Source organism: Nonomuraea sp. LPB2021202275-12-8 (assembly GCF_037044575.1).
Classification (GTDB): Bacteria; Actinomycetota; Actinomycetes; order Streptosporangiales; family Streptosporangiaceae; genus Nonomuraea.
This window is the reverse complement of record NZ_JBAHWD010000051.1, coordinates 12,756-27,999: the sequence shown is the minus strand read 5'-3', so window position 1 is coordinate 27,999 and position 15,244 is coordinate 12,756. Positions and strand designations below refer to the sequence as shown.

At 71.4% G+C, this 15,244-nt stretch carries 14 protein-coding genes and 1 tRNA gene; 2 read left to right on the top strand and 13 right to left on the bottom strand.

Annotated elements, in window-relative coordinates:
- Positions 1-135 precede the first annotated feature (135 nt).
- Positions 136-1,065 carry an MBL fold metallo-hydrolase gene (locus V5E28_RS45500; RefSeq protein WP_336216472.1) on the bottom strand — a complete coding sequence of 310 codons (930 nt, stop codon included), beginning with the start codon at positions 1,063-1,065 and terminating at the stop codon, positions 136-138.
- A 146-nt stretch (positions 1,066-1,211) separates the two neighbouring features.
- On the opposite strand from V5E28_RS45500, the gene V5E28_RS45495 reads away from it, so the two are divergent.
- A complete protein-coding gene (locus V5E28_RS45495) occupies positions 1,212-1,796 on the top strand; it encodes an AAA family ATPase (protein ID WP_336216471.1) in 585 nt (194 codons plus the stop codon).
- Between the two features lie 14 nt (positions 1,797-1,810).
- Here the strand turns inward: V5E28_RS45495 and V5E28_RS45490 are convergent.
- The 4 genes from V5E28_RS45490 to nadD form a co-directional block, all read right to left on the bottom strand.
- Positions 1,811-1,883 (bottom strand) — tRNA-Ala (locus V5E28_RS45490).
- Positions 1,884-2,002: 119 nt separating this feature from the next.
- On the bottom strand, positions 2,003-2,638 hold the full coding sequence (locus tag V5E28_RS45485) for a histidine phosphatase family protein (protein ID WP_336216470.1): 636 nt from the start codon (positions 2,636-2,638) through the stop codon (positions 2,003-2,005).
- Positions 2,635-3,030: a ribosome silencing factor gene (rsfS, locus tag V5E28_RS45480; RefSeq protein WP_336216469.1), complete on the bottom strand. Its 396-nt coding sequence runs from the start codon at positions 3,028-3,030 to the stop codon at positions 2,635-2,637. The genes V5E28_RS45485 and rsfS overlap by 4 nt, the downstream gene beginning before the upstream one ends.
- A gap of 183 nt (positions 3,031-3,213) precedes the next feature.
- Positions 3,214-3,834 carry a nicotinate-nucleotide adenylyltransferase gene (gene nadD, locus V5E28_RS45475; protein WP_336216467.1) on the bottom strand — a complete coding sequence of 207 codons (621 nt, stop codon included), beginning with the start codon at positions 3,832-3,834 and terminating at the stop codon, positions 3,214-3,216.
- A gap of 87 nt (positions 3,835-3,921) precedes the next feature.
- On the opposite strand from nadD, the gene V5E28_RS45470 reads away from it, so the two are divergent.
- Entirely contained in the window at positions 3,922-4,953 is a 1,032-nt protein-coding gene (locus tag V5E28_RS45470) for a M48 family metallopeptidase (RefSeq protein ID WP_442945982.1), read from the top strand.
- Positions 4,954-5,052: 99 nt separating this feature from the next.
- Here the strand turns inward: V5E28_RS45470 and V5E28_RS45465 are convergent, their stop codons facing one another.
- The 8 genes from V5E28_RS45465 to V5E28_RS45430 form a co-directional block, all read right to left on the bottom strand.
- The gene (locus V5E28_RS45465; RefSeq protein ID WP_336216464.1) at positions 5,053-6,963 is read right to left on the bottom strand and encodes a protein kinase domain-containing protein; all 1,911 of its coding nucleotides are present in this window, start codon (positions 6,961-6,963) and stop codon (positions 5,053-5,055) included.
- An 82-nt stretch (positions 6,964-7,045) separates the two neighbouring features.
- On the bottom strand, positions 7,046-7,222 hold the full coding sequence (locus tag V5E28_RS45460; RefSeq protein WP_336216463.1) for a hypothetical protein: 177 nt from the start codon (positions 7,220-7,222) through the stop codon (positions 7,046-7,048).
- A gap of 66 nt (positions 7,223-7,288) precedes the next feature.
- Positions 7,289-8,569 carry a glutamate-5-semialdehyde dehydrogenase gene (locus tag V5E28_RS45455; RefSeq protein ID WP_336216462.1) on the bottom strand — a complete coding sequence of 427 codons (1,281 nt, stop codon included), beginning with the start codon at positions 8,567-8,569 and terminating at the stop codon, positions 7,289-7,291.
- 59 nt (positions 8,570-8,628) lie between these two features.
- Positions 8,629-9,747, bottom strand: coding sequence for a glutamate 5-kinase (gene proB / locus V5E28_RS45450; protein WP_336216461.1), 1,119 nt, complete (start codon positions 9,745-9,747; stop codon positions 8,629-8,631).
- 45 nt (positions 9,748-9,792) lie between these two features.
- The gene (gene obgE, locus V5E28_RS45445) at positions 9,793-11,145 is read right to left on the bottom strand and encodes a GTPase ObgE (RefSeq protein WP_336216460.1); all 1,353 of its coding nucleotides are present in this window, start codon (positions 11,143-11,145) and stop codon (positions 9,793-9,795) included.
- Between the two features lie 173 nt (positions 11,146-11,318).
- Positions 11,319-11,576 carry a 50S ribosomal protein L27 gene (rpmA, locus tag V5E28_RS45440; protein ID WP_049575729.1) on the bottom strand — a complete coding sequence of 86 codons (258 nt, stop codon included), beginning with the start codon at positions 11,574-11,576 and terminating at the stop codon, positions 11,319-11,321.
- Between the two features lie 15 nt (positions 11,577-11,591).
- Positions 11,592-11,894 carry a 50S ribosomal protein L21 gene (rplU, locus tag V5E28_RS45435; RefSeq protein ID WP_189144683.1) on the bottom strand — a complete coding sequence of 101 codons (303 nt, stop codon included), beginning with the start codon at positions 11,892-11,894 and terminating at the stop codon, positions 11,592-11,594.
- 228 nt (positions 11,895-12,122) lie between these two features.
- The gene (locus tag V5E28_RS45430) at positions 12,123-15,110 is read right to left on the bottom strand and encodes an Rne/Rng family ribonuclease (RefSeq protein ID WP_336216457.1); all 2,988 of its coding nucleotides are present in this window, start codon (positions 15,108-15,110) and stop codon (positions 12,123-12,125) included.
- Positions 15,111-15,244: the final 134 nt, after the last annotated feature.

Here is a 15,244-nt window from a genome sequence, read left to right as displayed (position 1 = left end):
GCTTCCCGTCCAGCTTTCCGAGAGTTAACCCCTGTGGTCAATAAGTTCCGGGCAGAAATTTTCCTCGCGCGTTACTGTCTTGAAACTTTCTTTCGTGTCCGGTAAGTATGGAATGTTGACCGGTATGCGCACTGGTCAGACGGAGGTCGGCAGCGGCCCGCCCTTCCACGTCATGGCGTCCATGAAGGCGGTGATGAGATCCACCTCGGTGCCCTCCGCCTCGGCGTAGGCCCTGTGCAGGTTGAGCACCAGCCTCTCGGCGTCCGCCCAGCCGGCGAACTCCCCCAGGTCGGCGTCCTGCGCCGCCTGCAGCGGCGTGAGCCCGCGCTGCCGCCCCGTCCGCGCGACCTCGAGAACGAACCGGTAGTAGCGCTCGTGAGCCGCCAGGATCCCCGGCAGGGCGGCCGCGTCCGCCAGCGGGCCATGGCCCGGCACGACGTGCTCGGGCTCGAAGCTCGCCAGCCAGTCCAGCGACCTCAGCGCACCGTCCACCGACCCCATCATCACCAGCGGGGTGAGCCCGTGGAACAGCAGGTCACCCACGAACAGCACGCGTTCCTCCGGCAGCCACGCCACCACGTCACCCGGCGTGTGCGCGGCATGGCCGGGATGCCGCAGCTCTATCCGCCTCCCCCCGCCGAAGAGGGTCAGCTCCGACGAGAACACCACCGCAGGCGTACGGCGCGTCACGTTCCCCCAGTCGGGCACCGGCGCCCAGAACGGCGGGCACCCGTCGATCACCGGATCGACGAGCAGCGCGGCCCGCATCAGCTCGTGCCCGAAGATCACCGTCTCGTCGGGCAGCAGGCTGTTGCCGTAGGTGTGGTCGCCGTGCTGGTGGGTGTTCACCGCCATCCGCACCGGCGCGCCGGCGGTCGCCTCGGCGACGGCGCCCAGGAACCGGCGGGTGCGCCGCTCGGTCGCGCAGGTGTCGACCAGCACGGTCCCGCCGTCGCCGGTCACCGCCCCCGCGTTGTTGACCCACCAGGTGCCGTCGGGCTGCACCCAGGCGAACACCCCGGGCGCGATCTCGTGCAGCCTCGCCTCGTCCGTCCCGTTCTCCACGTCTGTTCCTCCCAGCCTTCGCTCGTGCGGATGCCGCCGGCTCCGCCCCGAAGCCGGCGCGGTGTCAAGGCCGCAGCCTGGCACAACGCCTCCTCCAGCGAACACCGAAACGGCCGGATGTCCATCGGCATGGCAGTATCGCGGCCATGCTGATCGTGATGAGCGGCCTGCCGGGCGCCGGCAAGAGCGCGGTGGCGGCAGAGCTGGGCCGCCGGATCCCCGCGCCGGTGCTGTCGGTCGACCCGGCCGAGGCCGCGATGTGGCGGGCGGGCGTCGACCGCGACCAGCCGACGGGCCTGGCGGCCTACGTGGTGGTGGAGGCGCTCGCCGGCGAGATCCTCGCACTCGGCCAGCCGGTGATCGTCGACGCGGTGAACGACGCCGAGGAGGCCCGCGAGCAGTGGCGGGCCCTGGCCCGCCGCAGTGGCGCCGCGCTGCGCCTCATCGAGGTGATCTGCTCCGATCCGGAGGTGCACCGGCGGCGCCTGGAGGGCCGCCACCGTGAGACGCACCTACGTGCGGCTCACCCCGGATGGGCGGCAGGCTTTCCAGCGGCACGCGGCGGCACTGGAGCGGATCGTCGCGATCGCGCGTACGCCGGCGGTCCGCTCCCCGCAGGACGGCGAAGCCCAGGTGACCCACTGAGACGAGCAGACCGGAAAACGACGAGATCCCGCCCGATCAAGATGATCGGACGGGATCTCGTCGGACTTCCCGCAGAGCCTTCCTGAGAACGGCCCTGAGGTGGAGCTATGGGGATTCGAACCCCAGACCTCCTCCATGCCATGGAGGCGCGCTACCAACTGCGCCATAGCCCCTGGTCACCGCGCGGAGTGCAGCTCTTTGCGGCGCTCGGAGAGCATATAGCCATCCAAGTGATTCGCCTAATCGGGCCGGACAGCCCGCACGGCGCAGGCCGTACGGGCTGCTCGAACCCCTACTGACGCCCTTCGGCGTCGGGACTGTCGTCGCTGCTGATCGGCTCGGGCAGGGTGCCGGCGTTGTGCTCCAGCAGCCGCCACCCCCGCCGCCCTTCCTCCAGCACGGACCAGGAACAGTTGCCGACCCCGCCGATGGCCGACCACAGCTCCTGCGGGAGCCCGAGCAGCTCGCAGATGCCGAGCCGCAGCGCCGCACCGTGCGAGGCGACGACCAGCAGCCCGTCGCCGTCGAGCTTGGCCGCCCAGCGCCGCATGGCCGCGGCCACCCGGGCGGCCACGTCCGTCACGGACTCGCCGTCGGGCGCTTCCCAGGCCACATACTCCTCGGGCCAGCGCTTGGCGATCTCCTCGCGGGTCAGGCCCTCCCACTGGCCGCCGCCGCGCTCGCGGAAGTCCTTGTCGACAGCCACGTCGAGGCCGGCGACACGGCCGAGCGCGAGCGCGGTGTCGTTGGCCCGCTGGAGGTCCGAGGAGACGATGAGGGTGGGTCGCAGCGAGGCGAGCAGCGACGCCGCCCTGGCGGCCTGAGCGAAGCCGGTCTCGTCGAGCGGGATGTCGGAGTGGCCCTGGAAGCGCTGCTCGACGTTCCACAACGTCTGCCCGTGCCTGAGACAGACGATCCGCTTGCTCAAGTGCGGGCCCTTTGGATGTTGGCCTGCGTCACGCTCTCCGGCAGACCGATGGGCGGGCAGTCCTTCCACAGCCGTTCCAGGGCGTAGAAGGTGCGGTCTTCCTCATGCTGGACGTGCACGACGATGTCGATGTAGTCGAGGAGCACCCAGCGGCCTTCGCGCTCGCCCTCGCGGCGCACCGGCTTGGCGTCGGCCTCGGTGCGCAGCCGGTCTTCGATCTCGTCGACGATGGCGCGGACCTGGCGATCGTTCGTTGCGGAGCAGAGCAGGAACGCGTCGGTGATGACGAGCTGCTCGCTGACGTCGTAGGCGAGAATGTCGTCGGCCAGCTTGTCGGCCGCGGCCTCTGCGGCGATCTGCACTAGCTGGACGGCTCTGTCGGATGCGGTCACGATGCGGGTCGGTCCTCCTGTGTCGGCAACATGCCCTATGTTGAGGGTACCCGTTACGGCCGCGACGCCCCACGTGTGGCGCAACCCGCGTTCAGCCCCCGGGATGACACGGCCCGCGCTCGCCGACGTGACGCACACCGACGCCAGGTGAAGGTCACCTCCAACCGCCCGGCTTGCGCCCGCTCAGTCCTCGACCGGCCGGTACATCCCGCGCTTGTTGATGTACTGCACGATCCCGTCGGGCACGAGGTACCAGATGGGCTCGCCCTCCTCCACCCGCTGCCTGCACTCCGACGAGGAGATGGCCAGCGCGGGGATCTCCAGCAGCGTCACCTTGCCCTCGGGCAGCCCGGGGTCGTGCAGCGTGTGCCCGGGCCGGGTGCAGCCGACGAAATGGGCCAGCTCGAACAGCTCGTCGGCGTCCTGCCAGCCGAGGATGGCGCCCAGGGCGTCGGCTCCGGTGATGAAGTACAACTCCGCCTGCGGCCCGTAGATCCGGGAGACGTCACGCAGGGTGTCGATGGTGAAGGTCGGCCCCGGGCGGTCCACGTCCACCCGGCTCACGGAGAAGCGGGGGTTGGACGCGGTGGCGATGACCGTCATCAGATAGCGGTCCTCGGGCGCGGAGACCTCACGCCCGGACTTCTGGTACGGGCGGCCCGTGGGGACGAACACGACTTCGTCGAGGTCGAAGTGATGTGCCACCTCGCTGGCTGCGACCAGGTGACCGTGATGGATGGGGTCGAAGGTCCCTCCCATCACACCTATGCGGCGCTTCCCCCTGACACCAGGCGCGTTCATCATGAAACGGACCTTACGCGGATGCCTTATCACAACATGACGGGACCCCCCTCCGTGATGACCGCGCATCACCCCCGTTGCGGACGTAGCATGCCGGGCATGACGACCACCCCGGACCGCAACCGCGTCCAACTGCCCGGCATCTCGTCCCGTGCCTACGAACACCCCGCAGACCGGTCGGCCCTGGTCGCTCTGCGCAAGTTGAGCGGGTTCGACACAGTTCTCAAGCAGATGTCCGGCCTCATCAGCGAGCGCCGCCTGCGCCTGATGTACCTGGCCTCGGCCGTGCGCGTGAGCGAGACCCAGTTCCGCTCCCTCTACGACATGGGCCGCGACGCCGCCTACATCCTTGACCTGCACCGGATCCCCGAGATCTACGTCCAGCAGGACCCGCAGGTCCAGGCCAAGGCGATCGGCTTCGACGACCCCTTCATCGTCGTGACCACCGGCCTGCTCAACCTCATGAACGAGGAGGAGCAGCGCTTCGTCATCGGCCACGAGACGTCGCACATCCTGTCGGGCCACGCCGTCTACCGGACGATGCTCGACATCCTCACCCGCCTCGCCGCACGCGTCGCGTGGATCCCGCTCGGCTACATCGGCCTGCGCGCGATCGTGGCGGGACTGGAGGAGTGGTATCGCAAGTCGGAGCTCTCCTCCGACCGCGGCGGCATGCTCACCGGCCAGGACCCCGAGGCGGCCAAGCGCGCGCTGATGAAGCTCGCCGGCGGCGACTACACGCACGAGATGAACATCGAGGCGTTCCTGGCCCAGTACCAGGAGTACGACACCGCGGGCGACCTGCGCGACGGCTTCCTCAAGGTGCTCAACCTGCTCGGCACCACCCACCCGTTCGCCGTGGTGCGCGTGGCCGAGTTGGACAAGTGGCAGCGCAGCGGCGAGTACGACCGCATCATCGGCGGCGACTACCCGCGCCGGGAGGACGACGCCAGCGCCAGGGTCAGCGAGGAGGTCAAGGCGGCCGCTGAGTCCTACCGCAGGTCCTGGTCGGAGTCCCAGGACCCGTTCATCGGCGTCCTGCGCGACGTGGCCGAAGGCGCCGTGAACGCGGGCGAGCGCATCTTCAACAGGTTCGCGCGCCGCGACGGCGGCCAGGGCTGACGAGCATGACCGGCCCGCACAGGTCCGCCGGGCCGGTGCACTCCCCGGTTCAGCGCAGCCGTCAGGCAGCCCACCCGCCGGTTCACCGGCGCGGGCGGGTCAGAGCAGCAGGGCGATAGCGCGCACGGCAGCCGCGCACAGGGCGACGAAACCGCCCAGCACGGCCAGTGCGCGCAGTCCTTCCCTGCGCAGCTCCGGCATCCGGGCGCCGATCCGCTCGATCTCCCGCCCGGTGATGCCACCGCACAGCATGCCGAACACCACGCCCGCGGCGGTGACCGGCGCGGGCTGCTGCCACCAGGACGAGTCGATCACGCCGCCGCCGGTGATCCAGAGCGCTCCGCCCGCCGCCACGGCGACGGGCACCCCGGGCCACACGACCGCGGTCGTGGCCGCGCCCACCAGCGCGAACGGGAACATCAGCACCCGCAACAGCACCCGCACCCGCTGTGACGCGCGCTTGCGGACCATCCAGTGGCCCATCCACAGCGTCCTGGTCAGCACCACGAACACGGCTGTGATACCGATGGAGGCGATCGGCCACATCACCGACGCCACCACGCACGGCACGGCCAGCACGGCGAGCAGCAGCAACGCCGTGTTGCCCGCCGGCAGCGTGGTGGTCTCCGCTCTGAGCCTGGAGTCGCGCGCGGCCGTCTGCGGCTTGGCGCGGACCCGCGCGACCGTCTGAGCCTTCACACCCACCCGGCTGCGCTCCGCCGCGCCCTTTCCGTCGGCGCCCGGCCGGCTCCGCGGCGGCGGCGTCTTGGCCTCGTCCCCGCCACGGACCCGAGCCGACGCCGCCTTCCCGTCCTCACCCGCGCGACTCCGCGGTGACGGCACCTTCCCTTCCTCGCCCGCGCGGCCTCGGGACGAAGCGGCCCGACCGTCCTCACCGCCACGGCTCCGGGGGGTGGCCGCCCTGCCGTCCTCCCCCGCGCGACGCGAAGGCGAAGCCCCTCTCCCCTCGTCGCCCGCGCGTCCACGCGGCGAGGGCACCTTCCCGTCCATGCCCGTCCGGCCGCGCGGCAGCGCCTTGCCGTCCGCGCCCGTACGGGCTCGAGGTGGGGGCACCTTGCCGTCGGAGCGCGGCCGCGAGGTGCCGGGCTTGGAGTCCTCGCCGACGCGGCCACGCGGCGGCACGTCCTCTGCCGTACGGCCGCGCGCCTCCTCCGCGGCAGGCACTGCCCGGCTCCCCGCGTCGGCTTCGGCGGCGCTGGTCGCCTTGGCCAGCCGCGCCAGCCGGTCGGCCAACAGTGCCGCGGTGGGCCGCTTGCCCGGCTCGCGGTTGAGCGCCGCCCGCACCAGCGGCAGCAGCGCCACCGGGACGCCCTTCAGGTCGGCCTGGCCGTTCAGCACCGCGTACATCTGCGCCTCAGCCGTGCCGCGCCCGAACGTCGGCCGCCCGGTCGCGGCGAACGCCACCGTCGCCGCCCAGGCGTGCACGTCGGCGGGCGACTCCACCTGCTCGTCGGCGAAGATCTCGGGGGCGGTGTAGCCGGGCGTGCCGAGGAACGTGCCGGTCATGGTCAGCCGGGTGGCGTCGAGCACCTGGGCGATGCCGAAGTCGATGAGGACCGGGCCGTCGGCGCCCATGAGGATGTTGCCGGGCTTGAGGTCGCGGTGCACGATCCCGGCCGCGTGGATGATGGCGAGCGCGGTGGCGATGCCCTGCGCGAGCTCGACGAGCTGCGTCAGGTCGAGCGGCCCCTGCTGACGCACCAGGTCCAGCAGCGTGACGCCCTCGATGTGCTCCATGACCAGGTAGGGCCGGGCACACGACAGGTCGGCGTCGAGGACCTTCGCCACGTACGGGCTCTCGACCCTGCGCAGCGCGCGGACCTCGCGTTCGAGCCTGATGCGTGAGGAGTCGTCCTCGCTGAGGTCGTGCAGCACCTTGAGTGCGACACGCTCTCCACGGCGAGCGCTGGCGAGGTAGACCTCACCCATGCCGCCTCGGCCGAGCCGCTCGAGCAGGGTGTAAGGCCCGACCTTGCCGAGCTTGCTCACCGTCCCTCCCCGCTCGGCGCGCCCATAAGGGACACAACCCTAGCGCTGTGACGGTGGTTGACGCCTGCGGCACGCCGAAGGTTTATCGGCGTGGTTGCTCGGACAGCAGGCTGTCGAGCTCGGCGGCGGGCTCCTTGCTCAGGTCCTTACGGTCTGTCCTGCGCCAGTGGACGTGGCCCCGGCCCTCCAGCCAGAGCATCAGCCGGTCGGCGCCGAACAGTACGGCGCCCGCGAAGGCCAGCGCGATGACGATCTCCATGGGCCCCAGTCAAGGCAGCCCGCGCCCGGCCGCACACGCCGACACGCCGCCCGCGACCCGATCCGGTCAGCGGCCTGACCCGGCGATGACCGTACCCTCTGACGTGCGCAGATGCCCCTCACCCGTGTAGACCCACTTGGTGGAGGTCAGCTCCGGCAGGCCCATGGGGCCGCGCGCGTGCAGCTTCTGGGTGGAGATGCCGATCTCCGCGCCGAAGCCGAACTCCCCGCCGTCGGTGAACCTGGTGGAGGCGTTGACCGCGACGGCCGCCGAGTCCACCAGCGACACGAACCTGCGGGCGGCCTGCTGGGAGCGGGTGACGATGGCGTCGGTGTGACCGGAGCCGTAACGCCTGATGTGCGCCACGGCCTCCTCCAGGGAGCCGACGACGGCCGCGGCGATGTCGAGCGAGAGGTATTCGGCGGAGAAGTCGTCCTCGGTGGCGGGCACCACCCCGGGGTGGCGGGCGATCCGCTCGTCGCCGTGCACGGTCACGCCCGCCGCGGCGAGCGCGTCGAGCGCCTTCGGTACGAACTCCTCGGCCACCCGCGCGTGCACCAGGAACGTCTCCGCCGCGTTGCACACCGAGGGCCGCTGCGCCTTGGCGTTGACCAGGATCTCCACGGCCAGGTCCAGATCGGCTTCGGCGTCGACGTAGACGTGGCAGTTGCCGACGCCGGTCTCGATCACCGGCACCGTGGACTCCTCCACGACGGAGTTGATCAGCGACGCGCCGCCTCGTGGGATCAGCACGTCCACGAGCCCGCGAGCGCGCATCAGCTCCTTGACCGAATCCCGGGTCAGGCCCGGCACGAGCTGCACGGCCCCGGCCGGGACCTCGGTGCCCGCCAGCGCCTCCTGCATGACCCTCACCAGCGCCGTGTTGGAGGAGTAAGCGCTGGACGAGCCCCGCAGCAGCACCGCGTTGCCGCTCTTGAGGCAGAGCGCGGCGGCGTCGACGGTCACGTTGGGGCGGCCTTCGTAGATGATCCCGATGACGCCCATCGGCACCCTGAGCTGGCGCAGCTCCAACCCGTTGGGCAACGTGGAGCCCCGCACCACCTCGCCCACGGGGTCGGGCAGGTCGGCCACCTGGCGCACCGCCTCGGCGATGGCGGCGACCCGGTCCACGTCGAGCCGCAGCCGGTCGACCATGGCCTCGGAGGTGCCCTGTGCCCTCGCCTGCTCGACATCCTTGGCGTTGGCCTCGACGATCTCGGCGGCATGGGTGACCAGGGCGTCGGCGACGGCACGCAGCGCCCGGTCCTTCGGCGCCCGCGGCAGCGGGGCCAGCTCGGCGGCGGCCTCTCGTGCCGCGTGGGCGACCTTCAGGAACTCTGTGCTCATGGCTCCGCTCCGCTCCGCTGCTCAGGGCTCTGGGAACCCCGTTCTTCCCTCGTCGGGCTCTAGCTGTGGGACTCCAGTATGACGATGTCGTCGCGGTGGATCAGCTCGCGTTCATATTCCGGACCGAGCTCGCTGGCCAGCTCCCGGGTGGAGCGCCCGAGCAGCCCCGGGATCTCGCCGGCGTCGAAGTTGACCAGTCCGCGGGCCACCACGCGCCCGCGCGGCCCGCACAGGTCCACCGGGTCGCCCGCCGCGAACTCGCCCTCGACCGAGGTGACACCGGCGGGCAGCAGCGACTTGCGCCGGCTGACGACGGCCTCCACCGCGCCGTCGTCGAGGTGCAGCCGCCCGCGTCCGGTGGCCGCATGGGCCAGCCACAGCAGGCGGGTGCCCGGGTGGCGGCCTCCAGGGTGGAAGAAGGTGCCGACATCTGCTCCGGCCAGCGCCTGGGCGGCGTGCGCCGCCGCGGTCAGCACCACCGGCACGCCGGCGCCGGTGGCGATCCTGGCCGCCTGCACCTTGGTGACCATGCCGCCGGTGCCGACGGCCCCGCCACTCTTGCCCAGCTCGACCCCGACCAGGTCCTCGGGGCCACGGATCTCGGCGAGCCGGCGCGACCCGGCGCGGCTGGGCGGCCCGTCGTACAGCGCGTCCACGTCGGAGAGCAGGACCAGCGCGTCGGCCCTGATGAGGTGCGTGACCAGAGCGGCCAGCCGGTCGTTGTCGCCGAAGCGGATCTCGTCGGTGGCGACGGTGTCGTTCTCGTTGACGATCGGCACGATGCCGAGCTCCAGCAGCCGGTCCAGGGTCCGCCGGGCGTTGGCGTGGTGGGCGCGGCGCATCATGTCGTCGGCGGTCAGCAGCACCTGACCGACGCGCAGGCCGTAGCGGGCGAAGGAGGAGGTGTAGCGGGCGACCAGCACGCCCTGGCCGACCGAGGCGGCGGCCTGCTGCGTGGCGAGGTCGCGTGGCCGGGCGGGCAGCCCGAGCGGGCCGAGGCCCGCCGCGATCGCTCCCGACGAGACTAGGACGAGCTGCGTGCCGGCCCGGCACCGCGCCGCGAGCACGTCGACGAGCGCGTCGACCCGGTCCACGTCGATCATGCCCTGAGGCGTGGTGAGCGACGACGAGCCGACCTTGACGACGACCTTCGACGCTGAGCTGATCCGTTCGCGCACAGTCAAAACCCTATCCGTAGCCGCCCGTCCGCCTCTCGGCCGCTGTCACACCAGCCTGTTGTCGGAGCCGCGCGGCCCCTGCCGCACAGCCTCGGCGTTGAGCGTCGGCTGCCAGTCGAAGACGTAGCCGCCCTCCATCGGCCCGATCACCACCTCGGCCCCGGCCGTGGCGCCGGCCTTGACCAGCTCCTGCTCCACGCCGAGCCGCTCCAGCCGGTCGGCCAGATAGCCCACGGCCTCGTCGTTGGTGAAGTCGGTCTGCCTGATCCACCGCTCCGGCTTCTCGCCGGTCACCTGGAACATGGTGTCGTTGACCCGGCGCACCCGGAACCCGGCCTCACCGAGCTGCTTGGGCCTGATGACGAGTCGCGTCGGCTCCTCGACCGGCCGGTTGGCCCGGGCCGCCGCCACCCACTCGCCCATCGCGAAGGTCAGCTCGCGCAGCCCTTCGTGCGTGGCGGCGGACACGGTGAAGACCTGCAGCCCCCGCTCCTCGAACTCGGCGCGCACCAGCTCGGCCAGCTCTCGGGCGTCGGGCACGTCCGCCTTGTTCAGCACCACCATGCGCGGCCGGCCTTCCAGCTTGCCGTACGCCTGCAGCTCGGCCTCGATCACCTGATAGTCGGTGAGCGGGTCGCGGCCGGGCTCCATGGTGGCGCAGTCGATGACGTGCACGAGCATGTCGCACCGCTCGACGTGACGCAGGAACTCGTGCCCGAGCCCCTTGCCCTCGGAGGCTCCGGGAATCAGCCCCGGCACGTCCGCCACGGTGAAGATGTGGTCGCCTGCCGTCACCACGCCCAGGTTGGGGATCAGCGTGGTGAACGGGTAGTCGGCGATCTTCGGCTTGGCCGCGCTCAACGCCGCGATCAACGACGACTTGCCCGCGCTGGGGAAGCCGACCAGCGCCACGTCGGCGACGCTCTTGAGCTCCAGCATGACGTCCAGCGCGTCACCGGGCTCTCCCAGCAGCGCGAATCCCGGAGCCTTCCGCTTGGTACTGGCCAGCGCGGCGTTGCCGAGGCCGCCGTGCCCGCCCTGCGCGATCACGTAACGCGTCCCGGCGCCCACCAGGTCGACGAGCACCTCGCCGGTCCGGGTGTCCTTGACGACGGTCCCGTCAGGCACCGGCAGGACCACGTCGCCGCCGTTTGCCCCGTCCCGGTTGGAGCCCTGCCCCTGCTTGCCGCTGTCGGCCTTGCGATGCGGCCGGTGGTGGTATTCGAGCAGGGTGCTGGTGTTGGAATCCACCTCCAGGATCACGTCGCCGCCACGCCCGCCGTTGCCGCCGTCGGGGCCGCCCAGCGGCTTGAACTTCTCCCGGTGGACGGAGGCGCAGCCGTTCCCCCCGTCACCGGCCCTGACATGCAGGATCACCTGGTCCACGAAGTCCGGCATTTACGTTCTCCTCCATCGGCCCCCTGGGGGCGCTTCGTCCAAACCCCCGCCATCACCGGCGGGTCCTGCCCTAAGCAGAGGCGCGGCGCCGGTAACGGCACCGCGCCTAGAAAGCAGCAAAGGGGTGGATCGGCAGGCGATCCACCCCTTTTACAACCCGCGACGCTGAGGATTTACTCCGCGACGGGGACGATGCTCACGGCGCGGCGACCGCGCTTGGTGCCGAACTGCACGTGGCCCGCGGCCAGCGCGAACAGCGTGTCGTCGCCGCCACGGCCGACATTGTCGCCGGGGTGGAAGTGGGTGCCACGCTGACGGACGATGATCTCGCCCGCGTTGACCAGCTGGCCGCCGAAGCGCTTGACGCCCAGGCGCTGAGCATTGGAGTCGCGGCCGTTCCGGGTGGACGACGCGCCCTTCTTGTGTGCCATCTCTCTAACTCCCGATCAGGCCTGGTCGATACCGGTGATCTTCACCTGGGTGTACCGCTGACGGTGACCCTGGCGCTTCTTGTAACCGGTCTTGTTCTTGTACTTGAGGATGCGGATCTTGGGACCCTTGGTCTCGCCGAGGATCTCGGCGCTGACCATGAACTTGCCCGCCTCCGTGGTCACATCGCCGTCGTTGACGACGAGCACCGTCGGCAGCGAAACCGAAGAGCCGACGTCGCCGGCGACCTTGTCCACCTCGAGGACGTCACCGACGGAGACCTTCTGCTGCCTGCCGCCGCAACGAACGATCGCGTACACCGCGGAACCCTTCTACTGACTCACTGTTGCGATCCACCGGCCACCCCGTGCGAGGCGGCCGCTGACTCCGAATGCTGCGCCCGTCATTCGGCTCATCTGGAACCGACGAACCGTGGGGCGCGCCAACAGGGCACGTCACCTGACGCACCGGTTCACTAGGGTACCGGATTAACGGCACCCTAGGCGAACCGGACGATTCATCGGACAGTCCACCGAGCAGCGGCTGGGCTACTCGGCGGACCTGGCTCGGCGGGAGCGTCGCCGCCCCCTGCCGGAAGTCTGACCGGCCTGGTCGTCCTCAGTCGGGACGTCTTCAAGCGCACCGGTCACGGTATCACGGCCCGCAGAGTCCTTGGCCGCGGAAACCTTGTCCGAGACCGCCTTCTCCACGGCCATCTTGCCCTGTGTGCCACGCGGCTCCGGCTTGTGCTCGACCGGCTCCGTGGAGACGATCAGACCACGCCCGTTGCAGCAGTCACACGGCGTCGAGAACGCCTCCAGCAGCCCCTGACCGACCCGCTTACGCGTCATCTGCACCAGGCCCAGCGACGTCACCTCGGCCACCTGGTGCTTGGTCCTGTCGCGCGCCAGGCACTCCAGCATCCGCCGCAGCACCAGATCGCGGTTGGACTCCAGCACCATGTCGATGAAGTCGATGACGATGATGCCGCCGATGTCGCGCAACCTGAGCTGGCGGACGATCTCCTCAGCCGCCTCCAGGTTGTTGCGGGTGACGGTCTCCTCGAGGTTGCCGCCCTGGCCGGTGAACTTGCCGGTGTTGACGTCGACGACGGTCATCGCCTCGGTCCGGTCGATCACCAGGGAGCCGCCGCTCGGCAGCCACACCTTGCGCTCCATCGCCTTGCCGAGCTGCTCGTCGATCCGGTACGACTCGAACACGTCGCCCTGCTCGCCGTCCCACTTCGACAGGCGCTCACCCAGGTGCGGCGCGACGTACTGCACGTACTCGTCGACCGTCTCCCAGGCGTCCTCGCCCTGCACGACCAGCGAGGTGAAGTCCTCGTTGAAGACGTCGCGGACCACCCGGATGGTCAGGTCGGGCTCGGCCGAGAGCAGCTCGGGCGGGCTGGCCGACTTGGCCTTCTTCTGGATGGCCTCCCACTGCGCCGACAGGCGGGCCACGTCGCGGGCCAGCTCCTCCTCGGAGGCGCCCTCGGCCGCGGTGCGCACGATCACGCCGGCGTTCTCCGGCATGACCTTCTTCAGAATGCTCTTGAGCCGGGTGCGCTCCTTGTCGGGCAGCTTGCGGCTGATGCCGGTCATCGAGCCGTCGGGCACGTAGACCAGATAGCGGCCCGGCAGGCTGATCTGCGAGGTCAGGCGCGCGCCCTTGTGCCCGATCGGGTCCTTGGTGACCTGCACCAGCACCGACTGGCCGGACTTCAGCGCCGACTCGATGCGCTTGGGCTGGCCTTCCATGCCCGCGGTGTCGAAGTTCACCTCACCGGCGTACAGCACGGCGTTGCGGCCCTTGCCGATGTCGACGAAGGCGGCCTCCATCGACGGCAGCACGTTCTGGACCTTGCCCAGATAGACGTTGCCGACATAGGACTGGCTGGCCTCGCGGTTGACGTAGTGCTCGACGAGGACGCCGTCCTCCAGCACCGCGATCTGCGTGCGGTCACCCTGGCGGCGCACCACCATCATCCGGTCCACGGACTCCCGGCGGGCCAGGAACTCCGACTCGGTGATGATCGGCGGACGCCTGCGGCCGAGCTCGCGCCCCTCGCGGCGGCGCTGCTTCTTCGCCTCCAGCCGGGTGGAGCCGCGCACGCTCTGCACGCCGTCGGTGGCGGTGTCATGCGAGGGCGCCCGGCCCGAGCGGGGCGCGCGGATGCGCACGACCGTGTTGGGCGGGTCGTCCCCCGCGGGCTCGGCGACCTCCTCGTCGGAGCCGCGCCGGCGCCTGCGGCGACGCCGCCGGGAGCTGGCGCCCTCGTCCTGGGCCTCCTCGGGCTGCTCCTCGTCGCCGTCCTCCTCGGACTCCTCGCCGTCGTCGGCGTCGTCACGCTCGCGTGACTTGCCGCGGCCGCGACCGCCCCTGCGGCGCCGCCGGCGGCGGCCGCCGCCCTCGTCCTCCTGCTCATCGGAGCCGTCGAGGTCGGCCTCGTCCTCGGCGACGACCTCGTCCGCCGTCTCCTCGGCCACCTCTGCGACAGGCTCGGGCTGCGGCTTGGGCTGCGGCTCCGGCCGCACGGGCTTGGCCTGCGTCGGGTCGGGCGCCTGGAACAGCGGCGCGAAGATCGCCGCCGGCCGCTGGAACGCGGTCCCCGGCTGGTCCTGCCTGCGCACGGTCAGCCCGAACGGGTCGGCGAGCAGGCTCGGCTTGCCCCCCTCTTCCTCGTCCAGGTCCTCCCCGGCGGGCTCGTCGTCGAGCGGCTCGTCCTCGGGCAGGATCTCCAGGATGTCCTCGTCCGCGTCGGCTCCTCCGGCCCGCTCCGCGGCGGCCTCGCCGACACCGGCGGCGACCTCGGCCGCCACCCCTTCGCCCGCGGCGACCTCCGCCGGAGCGCTCGCGGCACGCGCGGAACGTCCCCGACGGGCCGAAGCACGCGCGGAACGACCCGACCGGCCGGTCTCGGCCTCCGCCGGGCCCGCCTCGTCGGTGCCGGCGACGTCCGTGGCGACCGCCTCGGCCGTCTCTGTCTCCGGCTCCACCTTCTTGCGCGAGCGCCGCCGCTTGGCGGGGGCCTCGGCGGCCTCCTGGCCTGTCTCGGCGACGCCCGGCGCGGTCGCGCTCTCGACCACACCGGCAGCGCCGGAGGCGCTCTGCGTGTCACTGAGGGCGCTCTCGGCCGTCCCGTCGGCCTCTTCGGCCTTCTTGCCGGCACGGCGGCGCGTCGTGGTCGCGGCCGACCGGGTCCGGGCGGCTCGCTTGGGCTGGTCCGCCTCGACGGCGGCGGCCACGGCCTCCTCGACCGGGCTGGTCACCTCCGCAGGCGTACCAGCGGACTCGTCGGGCATACCGGCGGCGCGCTGCGCCGCCGTCCTGGGCACGGACCGTCCCTCGGTCACCGAGGGGGCGGCCTGTGCGGCTGGTGCGGTGACCGGAGCCGCGACGGGCTGCTCGGGCAGCTCCGGCGGCGGACCCGCGGGTCGGCTGGCCGCGCGGCGGTGCCTGGTCACCTTGGGCTGTTCTGTTGTCTCCCCGTCAGGGCCAGTGGCCCCGGCGTTGGGCTCGTTCTCGTCGAGCATGCGGGCGCTCTCCCGTCAGCCCCCGGGCGCGTCGCCGCGCCGCGCAGGAGCCATCGTGTCTCGTTGTTCGCCACGTCCCCTTCCGGGGGCATGGCGCCAAGTCCTGTCAGTGGCAGCGCCCCGCAGGGCGCTTC